29 protein-coding genes and 1 pseudogene are annotated in these 26140 nt (G+C 37.6%); 20 read left to right on the top strand and 10 right to left on the bottom strand.

All coding sequences use genetic code 11. The features are described 5' to 3' along the window. The first annotated feature begins 262 nt into the window (after positions 1 to 262). The 11 genes from I3259_RS14375 (at position 263) to I3259_RS14325 (ending at position 9243) form a co-directional block, all read left to right on the top strand. Positions 263 to 1441 (top strand): DUF481 domain-containing protein, encoded by a 1179-nt coding sequence (locus I3259_RS14375; RefSeq protein ID WP_238030241.1) that lies wholly within the window; start codon positions 263 to 265, stop codon positions 1439 to 1441. Between the two features lie 145 nt (positions 1442 to 1586). Then, positions 1587 to 2162 (top strand): sigma-70 family RNA polymerase sigma factor, encoded by a 576-nt coding sequence (locus I3259_RS14370; RefSeq protein WP_238030240.1) that lies wholly within the window; start codon positions 1587 to 1589, stop codon positions 2160 to 2162. A gap of 551 nt (positions 2163 to 2713) precedes the next feature. Next, entirely contained in the window at positions 2714 to 3343 is a 630-nt protein-coding gene (locus I3259_RS14365) for a PepSY-associated TM helix domain-containing protein (RefSeq protein ID WP_238030239.1), read from the top strand. A 17-nt stretch (positions 3344 to 3360) separates the two neighbouring features. Next, positions 3361 to 3885: a DUF2271 domain-containing protein gene (locus I3259_RS14360; RefSeq protein ID WP_238030238.1), complete on the top strand. Its 525-nt coding sequence runs from the start codon at positions 3361 to 3363 to the stop codon at positions 3883 to 3885. Between the two features lie 13 nt (positions 3886 to 3898). Next, positions 3899 to 4729, top strand: a complete 831-nt coding sequence (locus I3259_RS14355; protein ID WP_238030237.1) for a DUF4198 domain-containing protein — start codon at positions 3899 to 3901, stop codon at positions 4727 to 4729. 125 nt (positions 4730 to 4854) lie between these two features. Beyond that, entirely contained in the window at positions 4855 to 5136 is a 282-nt protein-coding gene (locus I3259_RS14350) for a hypothetical protein (protein ID WP_238030243.1), read from the top strand. Beyond that, the gene (locus tag I3259_RS14345) at positions 5133 to 5720 is read left to right on the top strand and encodes a hypothetical protein (protein ID WP_238030236.1); all 588 of its coding nucleotides are present in this window, start codon (positions 5133 to 5135) and stop codon (positions 5718 to 5720) included. Before I3259_RS14350 ends, I3259_RS14345 begins: the two co-directional genes overlap by 4 nt. A gap of 57 nt (positions 5721 to 5777) precedes the next feature. Next, positions 5778 to 6686 (top strand): zinc ABC transporter substrate-binding protein, encoded by a 909-nt coding sequence (locus tag I3259_RS14340; protein WP_238030235.1) that lies wholly within the window; start codon positions 5778 to 5780, stop codon positions 6684 to 6686. Next, a complete protein-coding gene (locus I3259_RS14335) occupies positions 6686 to 7441 on the top strand; it encodes a metal ABC transporter ATP-binding protein (RefSeq protein ID WP_238030242.1) in 756 nt (251 codons plus the stop codon). The genes I3259_RS14340 and I3259_RS14335 overlap by 1 nt, the downstream gene beginning before the upstream one ends. Then, complete coding sequence (locus tag I3259_RS14330; protein ID WP_238030234.1) at positions 7441 to 8316, top strand: metal ABC transporter permease; 876 nt, start codon at positions 7441 to 7443, stop codon at positions 8314 to 8316. Before I3259_RS14335 ends, I3259_RS14330 begins: the two co-directional genes overlap by 1 nt. Before the next feature lie 12 nt (positions 8317 to 8328). Then, positions 8329 to 9243: a zinc ABC transporter substrate-binding protein gene (locus I3259_RS14325; protein WP_238030233.1), complete on the top strand. Its 915-nt coding sequence runs from the start codon at positions 8329 to 8331 to the stop codon at positions 9241 to 9243. Between the two features lie 180 nt (positions 9244 to 9423). Here the strand turns inward: I3259_RS14325 and I3259_RS14320 are convergent, their stop codons facing one another. The 4 genes from I3259_RS14320 to I3259_RS14305 all read right to left on the bottom strand — a co-directional run bounded on the left by I3259_RS14320 (position 9424) and on the right by I3259_RS14305 (position 12832). Further along, entirely contained in the window at positions 9424 to 9978 is a 555-nt protein-coding gene (locus I3259_RS14320) for a manganese efflux pump (protein WP_238030232.1), read from the bottom strand. 126 nt (positions 9979 to 10104) lie between these two features. Beyond that, a complete protein-coding gene (locus I3259_RS14315) occupies positions 10105 to 10617 on the bottom strand; it encodes an NUDIX hydrolase (protein ID WP_238030231.1) in 513 nt (170 codons plus the stop codon). A gap of 12 nt (positions 10618 to 10629) precedes the next feature. Continuing rightward, a complete protein-coding gene (locus I3259_RS14310) occupies positions 10630 to 11682 on the bottom strand; it encodes a GGDEF domain-containing protein (RefSeq protein WP_238030230.1) in 1053 nt (350 codons plus the stop codon). Between the two features lie 226 nt (positions 11683 to 11908). Further along, positions 11909 to 12832 carry an alpha/beta hydrolase gene (locus tag I3259_RS14305; RefSeq protein ID WP_238030229.1) on the bottom strand — a complete coding sequence of 308 codons (924 nt, stop codon included), beginning with the start codon at positions 12830 to 12832 and terminating at the stop codon, positions 11909 to 11911. Between the two features lie 272 nt (positions 12833 to 13104). On the opposite strand from I3259_RS14305, the gene galE reads away from it, so the two are divergent. Continuing rightward, complete coding sequence (gene galE / locus I3259_RS14300; protein ID WP_238030228.1) at positions 13105 to 14124, top strand: UDP-glucose 4-epimerase GalE; 1020 nt, start codon at positions 13105 to 13107, stop codon at positions 14122 to 14124. Positions 14125 to 14203: 79 nt separating this feature from the next. On the opposite strand, the gene I3259_RS14295 is transcribed toward galE, so the two are convergent. Continuing rightward, positions 14204 to 14803 carry a DUF2238 domain-containing protein gene (locus tag I3259_RS14295; RefSeq protein WP_238030227.1) on the bottom strand — a complete coding sequence of 200 codons (600 nt, stop codon included), beginning with the start codon at positions 14801 to 14803 and terminating at the stop codon, positions 14204 to 14206. A 223-nt stretch (positions 14804 to 15026) separates the two neighbouring features. Here I3259_RS14295 and I3259_RS14290 point away from each other — a divergent pair, with 223 nt between their 5' ends. Beyond that, positions 15027 to 16367, top strand: coding sequence for a DEAD/DEAH box helicase (locus tag I3259_RS14290; protein ID WP_238030226.1), 1341 nt, complete (start codon positions 15027 to 15029; stop codon positions 16365 to 16367). Between the two features lie 125 nt (positions 16368 to 16492). Here the strand turns inward: I3259_RS14290 and I3259_RS14285 are convergent, their stop codons facing one another. After that, complete coding sequence (locus tag I3259_RS14285) at positions 16493 to 17044, bottom strand: SPOR domain-containing protein (RefSeq protein ID WP_238030225.1); 552 nt, start codon at positions 17042 to 17044, stop codon at positions 16493 to 16495. Positions 17045 to 17348: 304 nt separating this feature from the next. Here I3259_RS14285 and I3259_RS14280 point away from each other — a divergent pair, with 304 nt between their 5' ends. Then, positions 17349 to 17729, top strand: a complete 381-nt coding sequence (locus I3259_RS14280) for a LexA family transcriptional regulator (RefSeq protein WP_238030224.1) — start codon at positions 17349 to 17351, stop codon at positions 17727 to 17729. A 13-nt stretch (positions 17730 to 17742) separates the two neighbouring features. Beyond that, the gene (locus tag I3259_RS14275; RefSeq protein ID WP_238030223.1) at positions 17743 to 19053 is read left to right on the top strand and encodes a Y-family DNA polymerase; all 1311 of its coding nucleotides are present in this window, start codon (positions 17743 to 17745) and stop codon (positions 19051 to 19053) included. 78 nt (positions 19054 to 19131) lie between these two features. On the opposite strand, the gene I3259_RS14270 is transcribed toward I3259_RS14275, so the two are convergent. Beyond that, positions 19132 to 19752 (bottom strand): hypothetical protein, encoded by a 621-nt coding sequence (locus I3259_RS14270; RefSeq protein WP_238030222.1) that lies wholly within the window; start codon positions 19750 to 19752, stop codon positions 19132 to 19134. 267 nt (positions 19753 to 20019) lie between these two features. On the opposite strand from I3259_RS14270, the gene I3259_RS14265 reads away from it, so the two are divergent. The 5 genes and pseudogenes from I3259_RS14265 to I3259_RS14245 all read left to right on the top strand — a co-directional run bounded on the left by I3259_RS14265 (position 20020) and on the right by I3259_RS14245 (position 24403). Next, a complete protein-coding gene (locus I3259_RS14265; protein ID WP_238030221.1) occupies positions 20020 to 20250 on the top strand; it encodes a hypothetical protein in 231 nt (76 codons plus the stop codon). Between the two features lie 130 nt (positions 20251 to 20380). Next, positions 20381 to 20576, top strand: a pseudogene (locus I3259_RS14260) (C4-dicarboxylate ABC transporter); the annotation flags it as partial. A gap of 81 nt (positions 20577 to 20657) precedes the next feature. Continuing rightward, positions 20658 to 22586 carry a M60 family metallopeptidase gene (locus I3259_RS14255; protein WP_238030220.1) on the top strand — a complete coding sequence of 643 codons (1929 nt, stop codon included), beginning with the start codon at positions 20658 to 20660 and terminating at the stop codon, positions 22584 to 22586. 207 nt (positions 22587 to 22793) lie between these two features. After that, the gene (locus I3259_RS14250) at positions 22794 to 23636 is read left to right on the top strand and encodes a hypothetical protein (RefSeq protein ID WP_238030219.1); all 843 of its coding nucleotides are present in this window, start codon (positions 22794 to 22796) and stop codon (positions 23634 to 23636) included. A gap of 161 nt (positions 23637 to 23797) precedes the next feature. Further along, positions 23798 to 24403, top strand: coding sequence for a sugar O-acetyltransferase (locus I3259_RS14245; RefSeq protein WP_238030218.1), 606 nt, complete (start codon positions 23798 to 23800; stop codon positions 24401 to 24403). An 81-nt stretch (positions 24404 to 24484) separates the two neighbouring features. Here I3259_RS14245 and I3259_RS14240 read toward each other — a convergent pair whose 3' ends face one another. The 3 genes from I3259_RS14240 to I3259_RS14230 all read right to left on the bottom strand — a co-directional run bounded on the left by I3259_RS14240 (position 24485) and on the right by I3259_RS14230 (position 26124). Next, entirely contained in the window at positions 24485 to 25435 is a 951-nt protein-coding gene (locus tag I3259_RS14240; protein ID WP_238030217.1) for a putative sulfate exporter family transporter, read from the bottom strand. A 109-nt stretch (positions 25436 to 25544) separates the two neighbouring features. Next, positions 25545 to 25886, bottom strand: a complete 342-nt coding sequence (locus tag I3259_RS14235; RefSeq protein ID WP_238030216.1) for a YdbL family protein — start codon at positions 25884 to 25886, stop codon at positions 25545 to 25547. Further along, positions 25867 to 26124 (bottom strand): YnbE family lipoprotein, encoded by a 258-nt coding sequence (locus I3259_RS14230; protein ID WP_238030215.1) that lies wholly within the window; start codon positions 26122 to 26124, stop codon positions 25867 to 25869. Before I3259_RS14230 ends, I3259_RS14235 begins: the two co-directional genes overlap by 20 nt. Positions 26125 to 26140: the final 16 nt, after the last annotated feature.

The raw sequence follows: 26140 nt of genomic DNA, 5'->3' as shown, positions 1-26140 counted from the left end.
AGAGGTGATGATATCACCTCTGAGTAGGTGGCCAAATTTAATGTACCACTACAATACAACCTCTATTATAAAAATTAATTACGTTATTTTATTCTGACGCTATATATTTCTTCCAAGATTATTTCTTAACTTTGAGAATGCTGAAAAGCAATAAAATTTATTGTGACTTTTTTAGTTGTTGCTGAGTTTGTGTAAATACAGTCGGGCATAGCCACGGACTGAATATAAATAAAAACAAAGTAACAATTAAAGGAGTAGTATCATGAAATCAACAATCACTGCAGTCTCTGCTGCGGTTGGTATGCTGTTATCTTCAGTCACTTTTGCTGAACCAATTAGCATGTTTGATTATGATGAAGCGACATCAGCGTATGAAGATGCATACTTAGATGCGCAATTTGATTTACGCGATGGTAATCAGGATCAGGCCAGTTATAACGCTGTTGTAAGTGCAAATTATGATCGTGTATTTTCATCAGCAGATCGAAATACGCGAATTGACTTTGTCGGTGATACAACCATCAGTCAAGGTCCGAATGATAATGATGAACGTAAAGAAAATTACCAAGCTTTAGCTTCACTTACAAATGACATGTACTTTAGCCCGAAGGAAAATGATTTCTTTTGGTATGGTAAAGCAGAGGTCGGCGCACAAACTGATATGGAAGATCCCTTTACTAAGTTAACAGTTGGTTTAGGTTATGGACGAGTGGTCAATGCAACCCCAATGGCAAAAGCGATTCGTGTTGTTCAATCTCTTCAAGAGCGGGGTTTATTAAGAGGTAATATTAGTCGCGAAACTTATCAAAATGTGGCTCAAGTCATAGCAAAAGAGCCAGCATACCGTAGTCGTTATGGCTCTGCTGATTATGCTGAGTATTGGGTAGAAGATATCGGTAAAGCATTAGGTGATAAACTAGGCGCACGAGGTGCTATTAAATCTTACGATGTATTGGTGAATGAACGCATTTCTACTCGTAAATACGGGTGGTTAGTCAGAGCGGGGGTTGGCGCAGTACTGACTAATTATGATGGCTCTGATACCAAACCTGCGCTTGAAGTTGGGGCTGAATATCATTACCCAATCAATAACCAAACGCAATTTTCAAATGAAGCGATTTTAACCGCAGTGCTTGATGATGGTGATAATGGTTTTAACGCAACCAATACCATGTCTTTAACTTATGAACTTCGTGACAATATTGATTGGGAAAACGCATGGTTACTCACTTATGCTGCAAGTGATAAATCAGAAGATTTAATGACCAATAGTTTACGTTCAACATTCCGTTACTATGTTTCTAATTCTATTAGTTTATCCGTAACTGGCGGCTTGTCTAAAACTGAAGATAATATTGATTATGATGGAACAACAAACACTAATCGAAATGATGATGTCGATACAACCTTCCACTTTGGTTTAACGTACCGTTTGAAGTAATAAGTTAATTTCTAAATGTTAAAACACAGGCTTTCTTTTTTATAAGACAAGTCTGTGTTTTTTTTTGCTTATAGTAAATATGTATTGTAAGTAACATGATTTTTTTGTCATTGGAATAATATAAAATCACTATACGGATATGATAATGAATGTATTAAATAATGGTTTTTTAAATGAAAGTGATTTGGTTTATATTTTTAAAAATAACACCTTAAAAAGAAATGAAATATTTTCATTGCTAATGAAGCCTTATTGGTCATCTTTATATTCAAGGTGTATGTATAGAATAAATGATAGTGACAGTCTTGATGATGTTGTTCAGGATGTTTTATTGAGAATTTATCAAGCATTACCAAAATATTGTCATCAAGGTGTTTTTAGAACGTGGATTTATACTATTGCGGATAATGTTTGTTATTCACACTTAGCAAAAAAAAATAAATATTATAAAAAAAACGTTTCTATAAATAATATTGAGCCTATCAGTGATTATAATCAAGTGAATATTGATGATAAAATTGATATGGATATCTTATTAGATGAACTATCTTATAACGAACAAGAGATTATTGATTTACGATTTTATCAAGATCTAACATTATTAGAAATCAGTGATGTTTTGTGTATAACAATTAGTGCTTGTAAAATGCGATTATATCGAGCATTAAAGTTACTTCATGAAATGCTATTTGGTAAAAATAAATCATATAAAAAAAGTTAAATATCTTTATCCAATTAGCGTTTACGTTCATATTTAACTCACTCTTTTTTTTATCTCAGATCATGGTAAGTCGTAACGAGAACAGAGATTATATTGTTATAACAGCCTGTTACGCATTGAACCATAGAAATCAGATGAGTATCGTTGGTAACATGTTTGTGAATGGTTGTAATGTAAGTGCCTTGAAAAAGTTGTTACAACATTACACAAGGATAGTTTAGGAAGAAAATGAAGTTGCTTAGTGCTAGGTATTATGGATGTTTGTACTTCTATTTATGATCCGGATATGGATATTCATAATCGCTGTGGGATTTAACCACATAAATATGTTCTGATTGTAAACCGTAAAGAATTTTCAGTGAAAGCCAGTTGAACATTTGTTTAATTGGCTTTTTTGTTTTTATTCATGCGGTTATATTTTTTCTCCTGCCTGTTATTGCTCCCTTTGCAATGCTCTCTATTTACTAACGTAAACAATGTAAATTGAATGCCAATAAGAACGATTATCAATTAAATTACTGCCATTCTAAGTAGGTAGCTAGTTTTTGACTATGGTGTTAAAGCAAAAAAATGTCCAATTGTGGGCGCGTCGTCTTCATATTTACATTTCAATGGCGTTGTTATTGATTGTTTTATTTTTTGCCATCACAGGCATTACATTAAACCGTCCTGAAGTGTTTGTGTCTGATACACCAAGTGTGACAGAACAACAAATTACCATACCTACTTCACTGCTTTCGTCTGAACAAGGTCCGTTTATACCGAACAAATCTGCTTTGATCAGTTATCTATCTAAACATACTGATGTACGTGGTACTGCGTCAGGTATTGAGATCTTTACCGATCTTGAGGGGGATGAACTAGTCGAAGGTGAGATCTCGTTAGATTACAAAGGCCCTGGTTATAACGCAGTTGTCTTTATCGATATGACAACCGCACAAGCGAATATTGAAATTACGAATTATGGTGTTATTGCGCTACTTAACGATCTTCATAAAGGTCGTAATAGTGGCGAGGTTTGGAAGTGGTTTATTGATATTACAGCTGCGTTAATGATCTGTTTTGTGTTAACGGGTGTGTGTTTGCTACTACCGAAAAAGAAAACGCTTAATGCATCAATGAAGTGGATGAGTTTTGGCTCAGTTATAACAGCCATTATTTATGTTGTATTTGTTCCTTAATATTTAACAGGTTGATGATGACCATTAAAAATAAATTAAAAAAGACCGTACTGGCAACGATACTGCTGGCACCGTTATCAATGGTATGGGCTGCACCTTTGCCAGAAACTGCCCAGTTAGATGTTGAGTTGAGTTTACCTAAAATTGAAACCTCAACGTATGCCCGTCCTTATGTGGCAGTGTGGATTGAAAACAGTGAACGTAAACCGGTAAAAACGATGCAGCTTTGGGTAGGTAAAGACGAATGGCTGAAAGATTTACGTAGCTGGTGGCGCAAAGTCGGTCGATATGATCGTGAACTGGTTGATGCTGTTACTTCTGCAACACGTCCGGTAGGTGAGTACCGTTTTTCATGGGATGGCTTAGACGATAAAGGAAATCGTGTAGAGCAAGGGGATTATACCTTTTATGTTGAAGTGGTACGTGAACACGGTGGACGTAACTATTTACGTCAGAAATTAACACTCAGTGAAAGTGCGGTTAGCTATGTTTTAGCACCAACAGAAGAAACTGGCACGATCAAGATTAACTACAAACTCTAAGTGAATTGTCATCATGAATAATAAATTTAAAGCGCTATCTTTGGCATGCCTAGTAACAGCAGGTTTAGGTGTGGCATCTGTTGCTCAAGCTCACCCTCGTTGGGTATTACCTTCACATTTTACCGTTTCAAAAGAGGGCGGTGATTGGTTATCGTTTGATGTGACAGCGTCACACGGTACGTTTGTTTTTGACAAGCCCGCAAGTATTGAAACCACACAAGTTGTTATGCCTGATGGTCGTATTACTTACCCTAATTTCACGATTCGTGGTAAACGTCGTGCGATTTTTGATTTCTTCTTTGAAGAAGAAGGTACACACAAAATCCAAATTAATCAAACACCTAAATATTACACCTTTTATAAAGCAGGACGTCGCGATACTGAAAAACGTATGGAAGCGAATAAAGCAGATCGTATGACAATATTGCCTGAAAAATCACGTGACGTTGTCACTCAGGTGAGTTATACCCGTGCTGAAAGCTATGTAACAGTGGGTAAACCATCAAATAAAGCAATGGAATTAACAGGTAAATATCTGGAAATGGTGCCTGTTACACACCCGTCAGATATTGTTGAAGGTGAGCCAGTTACATTCCAGTTTTTCTTTAATGGTAAACCGCAAGCTGGTGTTACTGCAGACATTACTCGTGAAGGAACATTGTACCGTAACCATCAAGAGCAAATTGATGTAGTGAGTGATAAAGACGGTAAGATCACTTTTACTCCAGAAGTGGCAGGTCGTTACCTAATGAAGTCGAACTACAAAGGTATGGTTGAAAACGATCCTATGTATGACCGTGCTAACGTCAATGTCCACCTGACATTTGAAACCTTACTTCAATAATCTATTACTGGCTTAGGCGTGAACTCATCACGCCTAAATATATGCATTCTTTAAGCCTGTCTTTGGGCTTGTTAGAGGTTTTTATGACAATTAAATCATCTATTATTACAGCATCTTTATTTTGTATGGGGACATTTTCAACTGCGGCTTTTGCTCATTTCCCATTAATGAGTTGCTGGTTTGAAGCCGATAAAGTGTTGTGTGAAGCTGGTTATAGTGATGGTAGTACGGCGGTAGAATATAACGTTGATATGTTTGATTACGACGACAATTTAATTGCTAAAGCTGTGACGGATAAGCGATCAATTGCTGAGTTCACCAAGCCAGATACTGACTTTTATTTGGTTTTTGATGCCGGACATGAGAATCCTGTTGAAGTTGATGTTGTTGAGATAAAAGAGAAATGATCCGTCAATCTGTTCGCTCTGATAATGGAGACCGAGAAGGTAAGTGGGTTGTATTATGTATTGGATTAATCTTGTTGGTGTCTTTTGTCTTGCTTCCTTATCACCAAACTACACAACCACAATCGATACTGCTTTCGCACCAAATTGCGATTACTGATTTAGCCGCCGAAGAGATCGCTATGGTTGCTGAATTACGGTTAGCTCATGAAGAAATTCGTAATTTATTTCAAGATAGCCAGTTAAGTGATGCTGTTGGTCAATGGCCGAAAATATCAGAACTTCAAGAGTTTTGGATTGCTCCTTTTGTGACAGATAAAAGCTGGGAGCGAAAAGGTCGTCATCAATGGGCATTGATCACAGGTGCTATCTATCAAGGCGTTAAAACTGATGAAAAAGGCGCGATGTCGGTAGTGTTAAATAGCGTTTCAGCATCTCCTGATATTTGGCTTGCCATGAATAACGATGTGGTATTACTCGATGCTAATACATTACATGATTTTGATGAAACACAGTTAATCAGTAATGGTTGGACGCAAATTGTGTTTAACGATTCGCCTAAGAATAACGAACCCCACAATCATTAATAACGGCGCTTTGGTTTTATTGCCGTTAATCTTCACTGTACTGAGATTTAGATAACAATGAATAAATTAATTAAATCTAGCCTTACTGCTATAGCATTGCTTGTGAGTATGAATAGCTTTGCTGCTGATAAAAAGACCATTGGTATTACTTTGCAGCCCTATTACAGTTATGTAAAAGCGGTTGTTGGTGATAAAGCTGAGATTTTACCGTTGGTTGATGCCGGTTTTAACCCTCATAACTATTTACCTCAACCTAATGATCTGAAGCGTCTAAAAGAGATGGATATCATCGTGGTTAATGGTATTGGTCATGATGATTTTGCATTAAAAGTTATTCAAGCTGCTGATCGTGATGATTTGATTGTCATTGAAGCTAATAACGATGTGCCGCTATTGCCAGCAATGGGGCAGTCAGTTGGTAATGGTGCAGTGAACCCACATACGTTTGTTGGATTATCAACCACGATTCAGAAGGTTTATACCATTGCCAATGAGTTAGCGAAAATTGATCCTGACAACGCCGCCGAATACCGAAAAAACGCCCGTAATTATGCTAAACAATTTCGTTTAATGAAGCGGGATGCCATGTTGACTCTGGGTGATTTAGATACCGCGGGAATGAAAGTCGCGACTACGCACAATGCTTATGGTTACTTATTGCAAGAGTTTGGTGTTGATGTTGCAGCGGTGATTGAACCTGCTCATGGTGTTGAACCAAGTGCAAGCCAATTACAAGAAACAATTGAGAAAATTAAGCAATCAGGCATTGATGTTTTGTTTTATGAACTGAATATGCCTAACCGTTATGTTGATACAATTGAGAAAGCAACAGGCGTTCAATTATACCGCTTTTCTCACATGACACACGGTGAGTACGATGCCAAGAAAGTAGAAATCGAGATGCAAGAAAATCTGGCCACACTAGTCGAAGCAATCAAGTTTGCTGCCAAGAAGGATCAAGCATGATTATCGGCCCGAGCATTCAATTAAATAACGTTAATCTGCAATATGGTGCGAATCAGATTTTATCTGATATCACTCATCAATTTGACGGTGGGCAATGCCATGTAGTGATGGGCCCTAATGGTGGCGGTAAAACATCATTGTTACGTTCTATTTTAGGCTTAACGCCGTTTCGTGGTCAGATTGATATTTTATGGGATGAATCAGTTAATAACGGTAAAGCCGGTACGATTGGTTATGTGCCACAAAAAGCAATGTTCGAACAAAGTTTGCCGTTAACAGTGATGGATTTTATTTTATTAAATCAAACACGTTCACCTTTGTTTTGGCGCCAACGCCAGAAAGATAAACAAATCGCATTAACGCAACTTGATCGTGTCGGTATGGCGAATCGAGCAGATCGCCGTATGGGACAATTATCTGGTGGTGAACAGCAGCGCGTATTGTTTGCTCAAGCACTATTAGATAATCCCGATTTGCTGGTACTTGATGAGCCAACGACAGGTATGGATGAGCAGGGTGTGCGGTATTTAGAATCGCTTATCAATGAATTTGTTAATCAAGGTAAAACTGTCTTAGCGGTTCATCATGATGTGACAGCTGTTCGACGTTTAGAGGCACAAGTTCATGTGGTTAATCGTGTGTTAGTTGATAGCGGTGATCATAGTCAAGTATTGGTACCGGAGAAGATTGAACGTTTGTTTAATCATTATTCACAGCCAGCAGTATCTACGTCTAATCAATCAGAGGTGGCGTAATGGAATTATTAAGACATTGGGCGCAACTGGGGGTTGATGCTGGTTGGTTAAGTGACAGTTTCTCTTATGCTTTTATGGTTAACGCGATTGTAGCGGCACTGTTGCTTGGGCCTCTTTTAGGTGGTTTAGGTACCTTAGTGATTGCTAAACGCTTAGCGTTCTTTTCTGAAGCAGTCGGTCACGCCGCTCTAACGGGTATTGCGTTGGGTGTATTGTTAGGAGAGCCGCCAGAAAATCCATTCATTGGTTTATTTAGTTTCTGTATGATCTTTGCTTTATTGCTGCATTTCGTGCGAAATCGAACCAATGTACCTTATGACACATTAGTCGGTGTTTTTCTTGCATTAGCATTAGCCGTTGGTGCGGCATTGTTGATGTATGTGGCGCGTAAGATCAATATCCATATGTTAGAAAACGTCTTGTTTGGTTCAATTTTAACGGTAACAGATCAAGATTTGATTGTGCTTGCGTTCAGTTGTGCCCTAATTGTGCTGTTATTAATACCGACATTTAACCGTATTTTATTAACGTGTATTAGCCCTGATATTGCCCGAGTTCGCGGTTATAAAACCAATTTTTACGATTACCTATTTGTGATGATGATAACACTTGTCACGATAGCATCTGTGAAAATTGTTGGTGCAGTGTTGGTTGGTGCGTTGTTGTTGATTCCTGGCGCAACTGCACGTTTGTTAACCAAAAATATGGGTAGCTTTGTTCTATTGTCAGCACTGTTAGCTACGATAAGTTGTGTTATTGGCACGGTATTACCAATGGAATTAAAGCTGCCTGTGCCATCAGGTGCTGCGATCATTATCGTATCAGCCATTTTTTTCTTATCAGCAACGATTTATCGCATTATTCGCAAAAGTTAATCAGGAAATCACATGTTTTTATTGAATAAATTCTCTACATCCATGCGTAAAACCAAAACTGTTTTATTCGGTGCCTGTTTAAGCGCTGCCGTTTTACTGCCAACAAGTATTGCTTACGCAAAAGATATTTTAACAGCAACCCCTGTGACTTATATGTTAGCGACAGAGTTGACTAAAGAGACAGGGATCACGACTGAATATTTACCACCTAAACGCTACGGTGTAACGCGATTACCTAATTGGTTTTCAACTAAAGGGCAAGAGGTTGCTTCAAACGCAAGTAAAACAGCAAAAGCAGTTATTACGTTAGGCGCTATTTGGCCTAATGATCCGCTATTTGTTTATGCGCGTGAAGGTAATATAAATATTGTTGAGATTGATGCATCACAAGCGATTTCACCACGCGCACAAGGCGTCGCTGCATTACGTTTACCTGATGGTACTACATCGTTATATGCATGGTTAAACCCAACGAACTTAACTCGTATGGCTGCAATAGTCAGTGATGATCTCCAGCGTTTATGGCCTGAGAAAGCTCAACAAATAGAAAAGAATCAACAAGCACTAATGATTGATGTTCGTCAATTGATTAATCGTCAGCAAGCCACCCTTATGCAAGCGGATGTGGATTCTGTCGTTTTACTGTCTGCTGAGTTAGAAGATTTTGCATCCGGTAATCAGTTATTTGTTGTAGATCGTTTGATCAAGCCTGAGTTGGAATGGACAGAGGTAGATAAAACGCAATTAAACGCATTACTAAAAGAAGATCCTTCATTAACCATTCTGACAACTAAAGCGTTAAGTAAAAATATGAAAGCATTGATTTCTGCGGATACTAAAGTAATTGTTATTGATAGCCTTGATCGTTGGGGCCGCAGTGGGATTGATGCGAAAAAACCATTACAGCGTTGGGAAGTGGAATTTTAAATGCTGATGTGATTGCTATTAATTAACTGTATTGTAAATAAATTGTAGTGATTTACTGCAATACTAAAACAGTCTAAGCGTCCACTGCTTATGATGTAGTTTCTGCTTATTTCTTCCGTTGTTCTATGAAGATTTAAGGAAAACTACTTTGCCCAGCCCATGCTGGGCTTTTTTCGTTTGCTAGAATGTGAAAAGTAGAGACAGCACACCTAATCCAATCAGCAAAGTGCCTGAAATAATATCGTTATATTTACCTATCATTTTACCAATCACATGATCGCCTAAATTATTACCTGCATAAGTTAGCCCAACCCCAGTAATGAAGGTTAATGTCACCACTAACATGATATTAAGTTGAGTAATGCTACCAAGAATACCCACCCCAATATTATTAATTGAAAGTAAAAAACCTAAGATAACAGCACCTTTTATACTGAGATCACGGCGTTTCTCTTGTGCTATTTGTTGTTTTTTAAGTAAATCTGCACCAATGAACCACGCTCCCATGAGTATAAAAATGAGTGAACCTAATTCATTAGAGAATTTGTGAGGAACAAGGTGGGTGATCAGTTGACCAAACAGCATGGATAAATAGGTAACAAAAGTCGTAATAAAGGAAATGATGATATTCGATGAAAGAGGAATATCTTCATTTTTAACCCCATATGTTAAACCCATTACAAAGTTATCGAGGTTAGAGGATAAGGTAAATAATAATGCGAGAAGAAAAGACATAAACTACCACTCCATAAAGTATTCTTTATAGTCTTTTACAGTGAGAACTACGATCAATATGTGTGGGTAGTTATTTTTCAGATATGACGGTACTCTGCGCTGAAATATAGGTTCAGCGCAGGAGGTTTACAGAATCCCAGCCAAACGTGCTTTAAGAAAAGCAGACAAGGTTTTGTTATCTTTGACTTCATTTTTAACGATTTTTTGCTCGAGTTCAGCGACTGAAAGGGTAACAACTTCGATAATCTCATCATCATCAAGCTCACCAATTGTTGGGGCTAGATCTGTCGCAACGAAAAGGTGTTGGATCTCATCACAAAAGCTAGGTACTGGTAGTAATTCGCCTAATGATTGCCAACTGTCTGCTTTTAAATTGGTTTCTTCAGCGAGTTCTCTTTTCGCACATAGAAAAATATCTTCATGTGTTTCTAATGTCCCAGCTGGAAATTCTAAAATCCACTGTTTAATTGCGGGACGATATTGGTTTACTAAAACAAGGTGCCCTTGGCTATTGATGGGAATGATCACCACAGCTCCAGGATGTTTAATTGAAGTAAATGTCACTTGTTTATTATTCGGCAATACGTGCTCTTGTTCTTCAACTGAAAAACATTTCCATTGGAAAAGTGTTTTTGACATGCTTTAGCACCTTTATTCATTGGTCGCTATTTGATTATATCCCCAACGTTTCGCACGCATCAATGCACTCTCGGCTTTTATATAGTCATATCTGAAATCTTGATATTCGACGGCTGTAATACCGACACTGATAGTCATACTTATTTTGTGGCCTGAATCTAATTCTAATGTCCATTTAGCGACTTCATTACGTAATGTGATCGCCATAAATTCCGCTTTTTGGATATCTGCATTAGGTAAAAGAATACAAAATTCTTGGCAACTTAATCGTGCAATTTTAACGTTGGCATCGCAGGTTTTTTTCATGCATTTTGCTAACATCATAATGGCTTTATCGCCCGTATCCAGCCCATATCGATCGTTTATGTCTCGCAGGTTATCGATATCAATCAGCAGCATTGATATATCACGACGATAACGTTGACAACGAGAAGATTCATTAAGGTAAATTGGCACAAACCCTTCGCGACTTAAAAGCCCTGTTAAATAATCATGGGTTGTGGTGCGCTTAACCTGCATGATGGCATCATAACGATGACGCGAAAGTAAAAACGCCATTACAAAAATAATTGAATAAGCACTGATGTTTTGTAGTGCTGATGAAATTTGTAAGTGTTTATTGGCTATTTCAGAGATACTTAGCACGATATAAATAAACCCAAAAATAGTGCTATACCAAGCTGCTGTTTTGATTCGTAAGGCAAAGAAGCATAACAAAGGAATAGTTAGTCCAATAGTGTTGCTGATATGGCGCGCACCCTCAAAATAAAACCCACTGGTACAGACTAGGGTTGTTGCGATAAGGAATATCCAGAATAAGATCTTTGCTGAAATTAGAGATCGGTTAAGGATGGCAAGGCTATAACAAAGAAACATGCCAACGATACCTACAAAGGTAAAATAAAACTCTGCATTAGAGACAAAATAGGTAAAAGCAATAACGGCACAGATAGCACCAGAAAAAGGGAAGAGTAATGCGAGCTGTTTCTTGAGTGTTTTTTCACTAAGTTCGATATAAGCAAGGTTAGTGGGGTGGAGTTGATTGCTTTTGATTAATGTCGTCATAAGTTGGAAACACCTTCGCACAGGATTAAAGAATGCAACATGTTGTGCATGGCGCGAGAATAGCAGTATTTCACTTTATGTCTAATTATTTTTGAAAATTAATGTAACGAGCTATATCAATAACATTTGATGATGAACAATAACGGTTTATTTTTTTAAATGTTAATTGCATTCTTAATAGATAAGAATAAGAGGCGATTACACCTCTTATTAATGATAAATTTTATTATTGTTTTAAAAAGTTATTGATGAGTTCAGTGGTGAGTTCTGGTTGCTCATTAGTGACGCCATGTGCGGTATTTGGGATAACAACGATTGGAGCTTGAGCATATTTGCTGAGTTTGATGCCATTAGATAATGGAAAGATTTTATCTTTTTCACCCCAAATAAGCATAAGTTCTGGCAAATGAGTCGGATCGAATTGTTGAATACGATCACGATCTAATGGCAGAGTTTGGATCAGGCTTGTTCGTTGCGGTTTCCATTGCGAAAAGTAACCTTGATAGATTTGCTCTGCGACAAAATCAGGCATTGGTTTTTTCTTTACAAAGACATTGTCATATAAACGACGAATACCATTACTGTCATTTGGGACAAATAAAGCTTCTGGTGTATTCACATTGGCGCGTTTAACCAAATCGGCTAAGTCGTTATCGCTGAAAAGTGGGCCAGGACTAGCGATAATAATGGCTTTATTGATCCGTTCAGGGTTTGTCATCATATCGTAGGTAACAAACCCGCCATATGAAATGCCTGCTACATTGATTTTTTCTAGTTTTAAGTGATCAACAAGTTGCCATATCGCTTGGGTTTGAGTTGCTAAACGTGCTTCAGCTTGGCTTTGTGACTCACCAAACCATAGTAAATCAGGAGCAATGACATGGTAATGCTTACTTAATTCAAGCATTTCAGCTTTCCATGTTGCAGCAGCAGTGCCACCAAAACCATGCAATAATAATAAAGGCTCACCTTGTCCACCTTCCCAGTAAGTCAGTGTTCCACCTTCTTTTAATGTAAGAGAGTGTTTCGTAAAACCATCATCATGGAGCACGGTTTGATCATGTTCGGTTTTCCATTGAACGACTTCGCAGCCATTAAGGAGAGGAAGCAGGCTGCATACCATCATTGTTATAGGTAATAAACGTTTCATAGTGACTCTATAGTTAAAATAGTACCACTTAATAATACGGTGTTTTATAATGGGGGCGCAAGTCATTAAAACCGAAGTTATTGTTCGTAATTGTAAACATAAATAACCAAGATTAAGTGTGTTTGATAGCAATATTAAGCACAACTGACTTGAAACTGTGGTGATGAATCATGATAATCGTCATCAACTGATTGATTATCCATTTAATATGGCGACTTAATATTAAGTTGCATGAATGTGATAGCCTCTATTTTTAAGGATTAGGAGACACTATGCGTGTTTTAGTTACTGGTGGCATGGGCTATATTGGCAGCCATACTTGTGTACAAATGATTGATGCGGGTATGACACCGATTATTGTCGATAATTTGTATAACAGTAAAGAAACAGTATTAGGTCGTATTGAAAACCTAACTGGTGTTAAACCTGCTTTTTATCAAGGTGATATACGCGATCGTGCTTTTTTAGATAGTGTTTTCGCTGAAAATGAAATTGATGCCGTTATTCACTTTGCAGGTTTAAAAGCGGTGGGTGAGTCAGTAGAAAAGCCGCTAGAATATTATGATAATAATGTTCACGGAACATTAGTCCTTGTTGAGGCCATGCGCGCTGCTGGTGTGAATGCGCTAATCTTTAGCTCTTCTGCAACGGTTTATGGTGATCCTGCCTCTGTGCCAATTACAGAAGATTTTCCAACCAGTGCTACGAATCCTTATGGTCGCAGTAAGTTAATGGTTGAAGAGTGTCTAGCTGATATTCAACATGCTTATCCAGAAATGAGTATTACCTTGCTACGTTATTTTAATCCTGTTGGTTCACATAAATCTGGCACCATGGGTGAAGATCCACAAGGTATTCCGAATAACTTGATGCCATTTATTTCTCAAGTTGCAGTCGGTCGTCGTGAGTTCCTATCTGTATTTGGTAATGATTACCCAACTATCGATGGTACAGGCGTTCGTGATTATATTCACGTAGTTGACTTAGCTGATGGCCACTTAGCAGCACTTAACCACAAAGGTTCAGAAGCGGGTTTACACATTTATAACCTAGGTACAGGTAATGGTAACAGTGTTCTGCAAATGGTTGATGCATTCTCAAAAGCGTCAGGTGTTGAAGTTGCTTACCGTATTGCACCGCGTCGTCCTGGTGATATTGCTGAATGTTGGGCTGATCCAGCTAAAGCAAAAGCAGAGTTGCATTGGGAGGCGAAATTAACCTTGGATGATATGACGCAAGATACATGGCGTTGGCAGTCGACTAACCCAAATGGTTATCCAGACGCTGAATAACTAGAGTTCAACCAGAACTGCCAATAAATAAAAGGCGCTCATTTCAAATGAGCGCCTTTTTTATATGAGTATAGATGTTTTAATTTTTGGTTTGCTTATAGGTTTTGAAAATAAAGAATAAAGTTAAACTCAATACGGCACCTAGCGTGTCTGCGAGCATATCTTTTTGTGCATCCCAAATATCGCCTTGAGAACCTAAAAACTCGATGCCAGCTTCACCACCAGCACTTGCTGCATACCACCATTCAATGATCTCATAGCCAGCCGCAATAGCCATCACTGCAAATAGACCAAATAAACCAGCAATAAGAGGCTTACAATGATTTTTTCTCACTAAATATTCAGCAATAGGAAAGGCATAAAAGCCAATTGAAAAGTGGGCAAGGCGATCAAAGTTGTTACGACTAGAGCCAATTAAATCGTTGAACCAATCAAAGGGGACATTAGCAAAGGTATAATGGGCACCGATATTATGCAATACAAGCCATACTGCCATTAAACAATAAGCAAGATTACTAAATTGGAAGTGACGGTAAGTGACGACAAGTAGACCAAAGATAAGTACAAGGGGAATAGCTTCAGCTATCCATACTTCTCTAAATGCTGGGTTTATCCCTAAAATGATAAAGAAAAGTGAGTAGGAGATAGCAAGCCACAACGGAAATTTATTTTCAGACATCATATATCCTTATTGAATAAAACCTCGCTAGATTAGACTAAATGCTCAATTCTTTCCAATTTGGTTTTATCGCTTGCTTTATAATAAAATGAAAAAGCTAAATATGCTTTCTTAATCAGAACTTGTGTTATAATCCGCGGCTAATGTTTTTCACGTTATTGTGATATTCATCATAGTTAACTGTAAACTCTATCCAAAGAGTTGTTTTTACCGGAGCATCATTTTGCATTTTAAAGATCTTGGATTAGACCCGCGCCTATTGAAAAAAATTAATCATTTGGCGTTTGATCGAGCAACCGAAATTCAGCAAACAGCAATTCCTGTTGCTATCGCAGGCAAAGATATCTTAGCCTCTTCAAAAACGGGTTCCGGTAAAACATTGGCATTCTTGCTTCCTGCAATGCAACGTATGTATCGTAGTAAGCCATTTACACGACGTGATCCCCGTGTTGTTATCCTTACACCGACACGTGAATTAGCAAAACAAGTATTTGCACAACTACGTACGCTAAATGCAGGTACACCGTATGATGCTACTTTGATTGTCGGTGGTGAAAACTTTAATGATCAAGTTAAAGCACTACGTAATGATCCTATGTTTGTTGTTGCAACGCCTGGCCGTTTAGCCGATCACCTAGAGCACCGTAGTACGCACCTTGATGGCTTAGAAATGCTTATTCTTGATGAAGCAGACCGTATGCTTGATTTAGGTTTTGAAGCACAACTTCGTCGTATCAACGAAGCGGCTAACCACCGTCGTCGTCAAACATTGATGTTTTCAGCAACCTTGGATCACTCGGATGTGGTTGAGATTGCTTCAGAAATGCTAGATAACCCGAAACGTATTTCGATTGGTCACTCAGCAGAAGAGCATAAAGATATTACTCAACGCTTTATTCTTTGTGATCACCTAGATCATAAACAAGCGTTACTGGATAAAATCTTAGAAACACAAGATTACAAGCAAGTTATCATCTTTACGGCAACACGTGCTGATACCGATCGTTTAACGACTGAATTAAATGAGCGTAAGCTAAAAGCTGTTGCACTAAGTGGTAGCTTAAACCAGAACCAACGAAACAGTATTATGAGTCAGTTTGAGCGTACGTGTCATAAGATCCTTGTGACAACGGATATTGCTTCTCGTGGTTTAGATATTGATAACGTATCACTGGTTATTAACTTCGATATGCCAAAACATGCTGAAGAGTATGTTCACCGTGTTGGTCGTACAGGCCGTGCAGGTAACAAAGGTGATGCTGTATCACTGGTAGGCCCTAAAGATTGGAAGAGCTTTAAAAATGTTGAAGCATTCTTAAAGCAGAAGATTGAATTTACGACTATCGAAGGGTTAGAAGGTAAATTTAAAGGGTTGAAACCAGCGCCGAAGAAGAAGTTTATTAAGAAGAAGCCGACTGGTGATAAAGTGGTAGCTCAGAAAAAACAAGCGCCACGTGCTAAGAAAAAAGTGGATAAGCGTTTTTACGAAAACCAAGCGGTGGGTAATGACGTATTTATGCCAAAGAAAAAGCGTAATACTGATGTAAGTAAAGATGGCGAGTAAGCACTCTTACTAATGATAACGAGAAAGCCAGAGTTTGACTCTGGTTTTTTTATATCTGTTAAAAAGGAAAGGATAATAAAAAACCAGCACAAGGCTGGTTTTTATATTGCGCAATCAAAGGATGATTAACGAAGTTGGTATACCTGACCTTCTTTGTCTGCTTTAACAGTAGCAAAGCTTAGTGGGAATGGACCTTGTGCTTGAACAGAAGCTGGTAAGTATTGAATTGCTTGGCGAGCTTCATCTTTCGTTGCAAAGTTACCGTAGATCACAGCGTACCAGTTACGACCGTTTACACGCTTCCAGTTAACCCAAATTGGCTCATTACCTGTAATTGGCTGTAGGTAACCACGTAAGTTACGCTCTTCACTAAGCGCTAAGATTTGTACTGTGTAACGAGAAGGAGAAATATCACCAAACGCTTGATCGTTAGTCATTGATGTTTCATCTTCAAGATGCGCGTTATCGTTATTAATATAATCGCTATCAATTACTGGTGGCGGCGTTACTGTTGTTTCAGGAACAACAGTATCAGTTGGTTTTTCACATTGAAAATTAGCACCATCAATTTTTGATGGCATAAGGTAACCTGAGTCGCATGGGCTGTCAGAAGATGCACAGCCAGATAAAGCAAATAGGCCTAAAAGAATAGCTGCCTTACGAGTCAGCAACGTCATACGTTTCTCCATAATCTTTGAGAAGTAGATACTATATAGAGAGAAGCCTAGTAATAGGTGTCAATATCCAGTACCAAATTTTATTTTTCCTATTGTATCTAATAAAAGCATATTCACCGCATTAAAATAGTATAAAAAACGTTTTTTGATGTTTTTTTATTCGATTAAAACAGTGATTTATTAGTTTTTAATATGGTTTATTGATAATGGATTTTTACAATGAAAGCAAAGCAATAAAAAAGTGACCTTGCAGTACCATTCGTATTAAACTGTATAAATGTACAGTTGGTATTTGGTTTGCTTAATGACAGCATATCCGTATTTTATAGAATCAGTGGCGTGTGGTTTTCCATCTCCCGCTGATGGACATCAAGAGAGTTTAGACCTGGATGAGTATTTGATTCGCCATCCGAATGCTACTTTCTTTTTACGTGCATCCGGTGAGTCCATGATTGGGGCTGGGATTTTTGATGGCGATTTGCTGGTGGTTGATCGAGCAGAACAAGTGATTCCAGGGCGAATTGTTATTGCGCGTATATATGATGAATTCACCTGTAAACGTTTAGTACGAATTAATGATACTTGGTGGTTAAAAGCAGAAAACCCAGCCATGAAATCGTTTCCTTTACCTCAAGATGCTGAAATTTTTGGTGTCGTTACCCGTAATATTCACAATTTACTTTAATGCTGTATTTGAAATGATAATGTTTGAAAATATCACAGGTAAACACGATCAAGTGTGGGCATTAGTGGACGCCAAGAGTTTCTATTGTTCTTGTGAACAGTTGTTTGATCCCACCTTAGTGAATAAGCCCTTAGTTGTACTTTCTAATAATGATGGTTGCTGTGTTGCTCTTTCTGATCAAGCGAAAGCATTGGGTATTCAACGTGGTGCGCCATGGTTTAAAATTCAACGAGATGCTCGTATGAATGGCGTTCAAGTACGTAGTTCAAATTACAACCTATATGCCGATATGAGTCGTCGTTTTATTGAAGAACTCTCTAAATTTTCTCCGTGTGTTGAACAATATTCAATAGATGAGGCCTTTGTTCGCTTAGATGGTTTTAAGTTAGAGAAATTACAAGATTATGGTCGCGAAATAAAAGATACTATTTATAAAAATATTGGATTACCTGTTCGAGTGGGGATTGGTGCTACACCAACCTTAGCTAAATTGGGTAATCATGCAGCCAAAGTGTATGAACGACAGGTGAGTGGTGTTATTCAAATCGATAATGATCATAAAAGGGAATGGTTATTAGCCCGTACAGATATTCAAAATATTTGGGGAATTGGAGCAAAAACGGCAACACGATTACGTACATTAGGAATTGATAATGCCTTACAACTATCCCAAAAGAGTGCGCCAGAAATGCGTCGAGTATGGAATGTTGTTCTTGCACGTACAGTGATGGAATTGCAAGGCGTCGCGTGTATTGCGCCTGGGGATATTGATGAAACCCGAAAACAAATTTTATCGAGTCGAAGTTTTGGGCAAGGCATTACCGAGTTTGAAGAGTTAAAATCTGCTTTGGCTTTCCATTGCCAGCGAGCGGGAGAAAAACTGCGAAAACAAGGAAGCCAAGCAAATATTGTTGGTGTGTTCTTACGTACTAATCGCTATAAGCAACTCCCACAGCGAAACCGCAGTAGCGCAGTGGCACTTATGTGTCCAAGCCAAGATAACTATAAGTTTATTGAATCGGCATTGCAGCAGCTTAAACTGCTCTATAAAGAAGGCTATGAGTATCAAAAAGTTGGTGTGATATTAGACGAACTAACGTCAGCTGAAAACAATAGCTTTCAATTAGATATGTTTGATACTAGTGCCTATGATGAAGCTAAACGTCGAGATTTAATGGCAATCACAGATATGATGAATGCGAAGTTTAAGAATGGAATTAAACCCGCCTCTGTTATTGCAACGTCCAACTGGCATATGAAGCAAGCGCATCGTTCTAATCGTTGGACTACTCGACTTGATGAATTACCTATTGCGAAGTGTTGAGTATAGTAAGGTGGTAATAAAAGCCCTTCATGAATTAGATTTCTCTCTAATTAACTAAAATAGTCGAAGGGCTTTTCATTATTTTAATGCGTTACGAACGTCAGGGTCTTGGAATATTTGTTCAAAACGTTGTTTATAGATGATCTGCATATCATTAAATATACTGAGTTCTTCTGGAATATCATTTTCCCCTTTGAAGTTTTTCACGAGCTTTTTATTACCAATTTTATCAATAACCATAACATCTAGATCGTACCACGAGTTATCAGCAAGTGGGTGTAGGTCGTATTTCCATTCTTTAAGAACAAATAATAGCCCCGTATTTTCCTTTTTATTAACCGCCTTTAGTGAAGCATCAACGGTCATTGCTGGGTGAGTTTGTACAAGATCAACATCTACACCATGTCGCTTAATTCCAAGAGCGAGACGTTGGCCCAAGAAATTAGACATTGCTTCTTTCGTTACTGTGTCATAGCTGTATGGAATACCAAAAGCGCTACGGATTAAGCCTTCAAAAGCAGGGGATTTGTCGTTATTAACAACATAAGGGCGATGGTCAAGAATAGCGATTGTTAAAGGTTGTGCTTTATTAACGGTGTTTATTTTAGGTGCGGTTTCTGCCGCAGTTAGAACTGATTCACAACCTGTAGTCAATAGGGTTGCAAGAAGAATGAGTATATAACTAAACGATTTTAACATTATAACTTCCATATTAAACATATTGAATATAAATCATCGCTTATTACAGAGAAAAGTAAAGTAGGTCACTACTTAGATGGGGCGTTTTGAGAATAATGGCGCACTTATCAAATTTAGATATTTAGATGTTGAATAAGTGTATCGTTATAAATACACAATAAAAACAGGTAGATGCTGACATATAATATTTTACTCTATCAAAGAGTGAATCGATATTTTTGAACCTAACTTACTCCATTACAATTAAGAGAATAAAAGGAGTCAGTGATGAAAAAATGGTTACATAAAAATAATGATAAAAAGCTAAGAATAACTGCTGCGTTGATTGCGATTGGGTTAATAGCTGTTTCTCTAATGACATCAGGATTAATCAGTGCAATTTGTGATTTAATCGCGTTTGTTATTCTTATTACAGTGGTATGGCTCAAAGTTGATGAGAATAAACATCACGTAATTCAAACAGTATCCAGATCCGATAGAGTTGAAATCGAACCCTAAAAACGTCAGGCTGATTCACTGGTAAGCATAAACATTTATTTGTATTTTATGACGCTAATATATTGTGAAATATAAACATGTATTATTAGGCATTTATAATAATAAGAAAGGTGGATAATAAGTTCTTATGCAAGGTGCTACAACAGCAGTATTGCGGCCAGTAACCATTCATTATGCTTGACCATTGGTAGTGATTATTTCGACATTTGTTGCGATTAACGGCTATTTCTCACAATGGTCCAATTATCGTATCTATTGACTTTGATCGTACGGCAACGACCAAGATTAGTAGATACATCGTTAACCATCGCTTGTTTCTTTTATGATAATTTGTCTCATATTTAAGATGCATTTTGCAAAATCTTCTACACTTAAAGTCTGATTTCACTTTTATGTGGAGATAACAAATGAATATGGTGACAGCATTTTCAAAATATTTGGTGTGTGTAATGGGCTTATTTGTTTCTGCAAGCTCATTTTCATCAGAGCCACCAATACATCCTATTATTAACCCCGATGTTAATGAAAATGTTGTGGATACTGTCACTGTAGACCCCGCATTAAGTAAATCTACATTACTTGACAGTATGCAAGATAAATTACGTCCTAATCGTGGTCTTACTCATTATATACCCACTAAAATTTACGTCGAAGTAGGTGATTATATTCGTCTTAGTCCAGTCTATTATGAGTATGATGTTCAAATTTGTATTAATACATTGTCGACAATGAAGCTTTGTGATCAAAGAGTTAGACCTAATTATGTTACAGACTATTATGTGAAAGCGGCAGTCAATGGCGAGATTTATGTCGATAATCAACTAAGAAGTACGGATCCTGTTGTTGAAATAACAATAACAGGCGGTAATGAAATGCCAATATTTCGGTTAGGTGAACATACTGATAGTGATTTTCTGGCTATGCTCGATGATGCGACTACACCAAATATGCATCTGATTACTGAAAAGATGATCATTACGGGGCCTATCAATAAACTAAAGCAATACGGTATTACTAATCCTACGGAGTTAATGCAAAGTTGGGATAATATTGTGACATGGGGACAACAACATTATGGTTTTTCACCTGAATTAGCTTCATTACACCAACCTATGTCCCATAAGTTGTTATTTCTCGATGTGGGTGATGACGGTGTAGGCAGTATGTATGCGACAACTCATCATTTAGGGACTGGATTAGATAATGTATTCAACCGTGTTGTTGATACTGAGTTTCTAAATGGGACACGAGGATGGGGACCTTGGCACGAATATGGGCATACACTTCAGCCTCGTTATTTACAATTTCCAGGGATGACAGAAGTAACAACGAACATCACGTCACAAAAAATACGTCAAACACTAGGCCATGGAAGTAATATCGTTAATCATTGGAATAATAATATTTATCCTTATCTTGATAAACCAAACTCAGAAAAAGACTATTTTGGTCAAGAGCTTAAACTCTTTGATAAGTTAGGTTTATTCTGGCAACTTGATCTAACTTTTGGTCCACGATTTTATCAGCGTATGAGTGTTATTATGCGTAATGGTTATCGTGATCTACCCTTTTTGTTTGATGTTCGCGAAGATCAACGGGTACAAGTTTTTATTCGTGAAGCGAGTTTAGCAACGGGGTATGACTTACGTGAATATTTTAGATATTGGGGAATACCAGTCAGTGGTGAAACAAATATTGATTTAAATCGATATGCTGAGTATTTACAGCCATCAACGGGAATGTGGAATAACAGCGATTTACAAGTTAGCCAGCCCGCATATGAATTTGGACAAGATGTTGCGATCCATTACCGTCCACAAAAAAACAAGATTCAGTTTGCTTATGATTATTTCCGAACATGGCAACCAGAGCACCGCGTGAAAGTGTATATCAACGGAGATTATTTAGGGAAAATTGAAAATAATCAAAGTGATATATTTGATGTCGGCTTAGATAAAGAAAGTGCCATCGTAAAAGTTTCACTGAAGAAGCGCCTTGATAAAGGTGATAAAATCAAATTGGTTTTTGAATCACCGTTGGTTGATACCGCGACTTATAAGTATAAAGTTAATGATATACGCATACGGGCCAACTCAGAGAAAGACAAAATAGTCGTAAGAGTGAGTAAAAAACGTTTTAATCGTGATGATTTTTCATTAAAAGCGTTCACTAAGGGCAATTTATTGTTTAGTTGTGAAAATCGCGCCTGCGATCATGCGGATGTTCAGTATAAAAATAATAAGGTAGTGATTACGAGACAACCGTTTGAGTTAGCACCGAATCAGCTTGTTTATATTGTGGTCGGTAACTCTGAGAGAGTCATTTACGCTAAATAATTATGTCATCGCTATGACAACAATGAGCTGTCATAGAGATTTTTATTCTTACAGAATGAGAAAGTGATGATTAATTATTCGATTTCATTACTTTAAACTGCTTATATACCCATTTTTCAGCAATTTACCCTCTCTTTTTGCTATTTAGTCCTTCCATTTGCTATGGTTTCAGAAGTTGTACTGTTTACCTATGTAAAAGGAATACTTATGCGCTTGCTTATAGGGCTATTAGCATCTCTACTTCTCTGTTTTTCTGTACAGGCAAGTGAAAAAAAATACTCAGAAACGGACATGTTAGAAAAGCCGTTCATGGAACGTTATATTCTTGATGAATTGAAAGATTTGCGTGAATCACAGCAAGATCTTGAACGTCGAATGGTCATTGAAATTACCGATCGCGAATTATCAGTTGCAGATAAGTCATTAAATTATGCGAATGTCACCGTCACTTATTTTTTCTACATTATTGCAGGTGTCGCATCTCTTATCGCTTTTGTTGGCTGGCAGTCTCTTCGCGAGTTCAAAAGTAACACCACTGAAATGGCGGATAAACGTTTAGAGAAAATTGCCCAAGAATATGAGAAGAAGTTCTTGGCGCTTGAACGAGATTTAAAACGTAAAACACGCATTATTAGTGAAAATAACAAAGAAATTGAGAAAATTAACGAAATTCATAACCTTTGGTTACGTGCGCAAAGTTCCCAAACACCTGAACAACGTATTGATGTTTATGATGAGATTTTGCTTATTCGTCCAGGGGATCTTGAAGCTTTAACCTATAAAGCAGATGCAGCAATGGAAATTAAGGAATACCATTGGGCACTGAGTTTATGTAATCGAGTGTTGGAAGTCGATGACACCAATGGACCGGCACTTTATCAACGTGCTTGTGCATATTCTCGATTAGGTATTGAAGAACAAGCAATTGAAGATCTAGAGCGTGCAATTATTGCCAGTCCGTCTATTCGTGATTTAATTGCAGATGAGCCTGATCTCGATATTCTCCACGGCAACAGCCGGTTTGATTTATTGCTGCATTCGCCAGAGTAAATAAGTTTATGTTCACTCTTTTTAATTAAGATCTCTATCACGAAGCGGCAAAATGATTGCCGCTTTATCAGTTTAACTGTGTTTCCTATTGGATATAACTGCTGCGTTATCTGATACTTTATTTCTTATATTGAAGTGTGTATTGGTATTAGAGGCAAAGGATGAGCAGCAAACTATCAGATTTCTCCGTACATTTACCTATTAACCCAGAACTCGTTCATTTTCAGCAAAGTGTTAAAGAAAAGCTGTATGACTTTAACCATGCTCGACCATCAGAAGAAGAAAAATATCATCGTATTTTGTCTGAGCTATTAGGTTCGGTAAATGGTGTTACGATTCTTTCACCATTTTATTGTGATATGGGTAAGAATATTCATTTTAAACGCGGGGGATTTATTAATGCTGGCGTTAAAATTTTGGATATAGCTCCAGTGATGTTTGGCGAGTTTGTTCAAATTGGACCGAATGTCATTATTAGTACTGCTGGTCATCCATTAGACATTGCTGAAAGAGTATTGCCTATTGCTGCGGCTAATCCTATTACTATTGGTGATAATGTATGGATAGGGGCGGGAGCCATAATATTAGATGGTGTTACGATTGGTGATAGAAGCGTTATTGGTGCAGGTAGTATTGTAACGAAAGATATTCCTGCAGACTCTGTTGCTGTAGGTAATCCCTGTCGAGTGGTAAAAAAAATCGAGCATAGTGGTATACCGTCAGAAGCAGAAGTAGAAGAGATGTGGCGTCCAATTATAGAAATGTAATACTCAAGGCTGCCAGTCTGCGTATAAAAACAAAGAGCCAGACATATATGTCTGGCTCTTTGTGTAGACAATAGCGAAAAGTTAAGGAATAAACATTTCAATATAAATTAGGGATGCACTACCAATAGCAAGCCAGAGTAAAACGCCTAACAACATTGGTTTCGGTCCTGCGTTTCGTAACTTATTAACCGTGATCCCTGAGCCAATTAAGAATAAACACACTACCAGCAAACGCTTAGAGGCTGCAAAAATCACATCATAAACAGATTGAAACTGCGGTAAAAAGTGTGCGATTAAGATAGCAACACAATACAAAACGATAAAGTAAGGAACGGCGATCTTTTTACTATTACCTTTAAATAGTAGTGCACTAATAAAAGCGACGGGGATGATCCATAATGCTCGTGCTAACTTTAATGTTGTTGCTGTTTTTAATGCTTCATCCCCGTAAGATCCTGCGGCACCGACGACAGATGAAGTATCATGAATAGCAATTGCTGCCCATGTACCGAATGCATGCTGGCTCATTTCTAATAAGTGGCCAATTGCTGGGAATACAAATAGCGCAACAGCATTTAAAACAAACACAGTTGCTAAGGCGAGTGATGTTTGTTCGTCTTTTGCATTAATAGCAGGGGAAACTGCTGCAATAGCACTACCGCCACAAATAGCAGTACCAGAAGCAATTAAATGACCTGTTTTCTTATCAAGTGATAAAAAGTGGGTAACAACCCAACCCAAAAGAAGTGTAAAGAAAATGGAGCAAATGATTAATCCTAATCCTGCGCGGCTTGCTTCAATCGCTTCGTTTAAGTGGATGCCAAAGCCCAAACCAATAATGGAATAAGATAAAAGTTTTTTAGTCAGGGCGGCAATATTAAATTGTGAAGGAACTAAACCAAAACTGGCAAGTAGGAAACCAAGAATTAAAGCGATTGGCGAACTTATGATAGGGAGTAAACATAATAATGCAGTACATATAAAGATTGCATCTATCGGTCGTAGACGCTTAAAGTTATCAATGATTGGCATAATAGCGAAAAATTTAATTATAATTAATAAAATTATACGCTCATTATTAGACCGTTAAGAGTTAGATCATCTGAGTGTGGGGTTAAGGAAAACTTAACATTAGTAATGTTTATTTTTTAACCCAAGCCCCTGTTTTAGTTTGAAAGTAGTGTCCTGGTAAGGTTTTCTTAACCGCTTTTTTTTGTGCCATGCTACTCACTTCATCTAATGATAGATTATTCTTTTTGCTGATTTGTAAGTAGCCTTGTTGGCGTTTGTTATTCACAGAATTAATTAAAGCCATTAATGAGGGGGAAGGCGTAGGTTGCACACTTGCAACATACCCATTATTCGCTTCACCAATCAACCCTTGTTGTTTAGCTTGTTGTAACGTTAATGCATGAGCCACTGACGATAATAGCAGTAGCCCTGTCAGTACACTCAGAACGAATTTAAAATATATCTTTGTCATTGAATAACTCATTAATTTCACGATCGGCTTTAACATTGATTTCATGTTTTATATTGATATTAAGATTAATAATAATGGGCTCTTCTGAAAGCGCAATCTCAACCTTTGGTGTACAGCCACTGATTGCAATACTACTCGAAAGACCTAACAATAGAAAAGCGGCTTTCACTGTTGAAATTTGACCATGAGAAGAGGGTTTATCGATGTGATTTTGGCAATGTTTTTTAGATGTAGTCATAAGTGATATTTGTCTT

This window comes from Photobacterium sp. Ph5 (assembly GCF_022129445.1).
In the GTDB taxonomy this organism is placed as follows: domain Bacteria; phylum Pseudomonadota; class Gammaproteobacteria; order Enterobacterales; family Vibrionaceae; genus Photobacterium.
Note: the sequence above shows the minus strand (reverse complement) of the source record. Positions and strands in the feature narration are given on the sequence as shown.

Bases quoted from the DNA above. Each gene is read 5' to 3' on its own strand.
- I3259_RS14255 (WP_238030220.1), top strand. From the start codon at position 20,658: ATGAATATGGTGACAGCATTTTCAAAATATTTGGTGTGTGTAATGGGC.
- I3259_RS14320 (WP_238030232.1), bottom strand. From the start codon at position 9,978: ATGTCTTTTCTTCTCGCATTATTATTTACCTTATCCTCTAACCTCGAT.
- I3259_RS14370 (WP_238030240.1), top strand. From the start codon at position 1,587: ATGAATGTATTAAATAATGGTTTTTTAAATGAAAGTGATTTGGTTTAT.
- I3259_RS14305 (WP_238030229.1), bottom strand. From the start codon at position 12,832: ATGAAACGTTTATTACCTATAACAATGATGGTATGCAGCCTGCTTCCT.
- I3259_RS14265 (WP_238030221.1), top strand. From the start codon at position 20,020: ATGAAAAAATGGTTACATAAAAATAATGATAAAAAGCTAAGAATAACT.
- I3259_RS14340 (WP_238030235.1), top strand. From the start codon at position 5,778: ATGAATAAATTAATTAAATCTAGCCTTACTGCTATAGCATTGCTTGTG.
- I3259_RS14280 (WP_238030224.1), top strand. From the start codon at position 17,349: ATGACAGCATATCCGTATTTTATAGAATCAGTGGCGTGTGGTTTTCCA.
- I3259_RS14270 (WP_238030222.1), bottom strand. From the start codon at position 19,752: ATGTTAAAATCGTTTAGTTATATACTCATTCTTCTTGCAACCCTATTG.
- I3259_RS14310 (WP_238030230.1), bottom strand. From the start codon at position 11,682: ATGACGACATTAATCAAAAGCAATCAACTCCACCCCACTAACCTTGCT.
- I3259_RS14350 (WP_238030243.1), top strand. From the start codon at position 4,855: ATGGGGACATTTTCAACTGCGGCTTTTGCTCATTTCCCATTAATGAGT.
- I3259_RS14245 (WP_238030218.1), top strand. From the start codon at position 23,798: ATGAGCAGCAAACTATCAGATTTCTCCGTACATTTACCTATTAACCCA.
- I3259_RS14325 (WP_238030233.1), top strand. From the start codon at position 8,329: ATGTTTTTATTGAATAAATTCTCTACATCCATGCGTAAAACCAAAACT.
- I3259_RS14240 (WP_238030217.1), bottom strand. From the start codon at position 25,435: ATGCCAATCATTGATAACTTTAAGCGTCTACGACCGATAGATGCAATC.
- I3259_RS14330 (WP_238030234.1), top strand. From the start codon at position 7,441: ATGGAATTATTAAGACATTGGGCGCAACTGGGGGTTGATGCTGGTTGG.
- I3259_RS14315 (WP_238030231.1), bottom strand. From the start codon at position 10,617: ATGTCAAAAACACTTTTCCAATGGAAATGTTTTTCAGTTGAAGAACAA.
- I3259_RS14360 (WP_238030238.1), top strand. From the start codon at position 3,361: ATGACCATTAAAAATAAATTAAAAAAGACCGTACTGGCAACGATACTG.
- I3259_RS14235 (WP_238030216.1), bottom strand. From the start codon at position 25,886: ATGACAAAGATATATTTTAAATTCGTTCTGAGTGTACTGACAGGGCTA.
- I3259_RS14295 (WP_238030227.1), bottom strand. From the start codon at position 14,803: ATGTCTGAAAATAAATTTCCGTTGTGGCTTGCTATCTCCTACTCACTT.
- I3259_RS14355 (WP_238030237.1), top strand. From the start codon at position 3,899: ATGAATAATAAATTTAAAGCGCTATCTTTGGCATGCCTAGTAACAGCA.
- I3259_RS14345 (WP_238030236.1), top strand. From the start codon at position 5,133: ATGATCCGTCAATCTGTTCGCTCTGATAATGGAGACCGAGAAGGTAAG.
- galE (WP_238030228.1), top strand. From the start codon at position 13,105: ATGCGTGTTTTAGTTACTGGTGGCATGGGCTATATTGGCAGCCATACT.
- I3259_RS14230 (WP_238030215.1), bottom strand. From the start codon at position 26,124: ATGACTACATCTAAAAAACATTGCCAAAATCACATCGATAAACCCTCT.
- I3259_RS14375 (WP_238030241.1), top strand. From the start codon at position 263: ATGAAATCAACAATCACTGCAGTCTCTGCTGCGGTTGGTATGCTGTTA.
- I3259_RS14365 (WP_238030239.1), top strand. From the start codon at position 2,714: ATGGTGTTAAAGCAAAAAAATGTCCAATTGTGGGCGCGTCGTCTTCAT.
- I3259_RS14275 (WP_238030223.1), top strand. From the start codon at position 17,743: ATGATAATGTTTGAAAATATCACAGGTAAACACGATCAAGTGTGGGCA.
- I3259_RS14285 (WP_238030225.1), bottom strand. From the start codon at position 17,044: ATGACGTTGCTGACTCGTAAGGCAGCTATTCTTTTAGGCCTATTTGCT.
- I3259_RS14250 (WP_238030219.1), top strand. From the start codon at position 22,794: ATGCGCTTGCTTATAGGGCTATTAGCATCTCTACTTCTCTGTTTTTCT.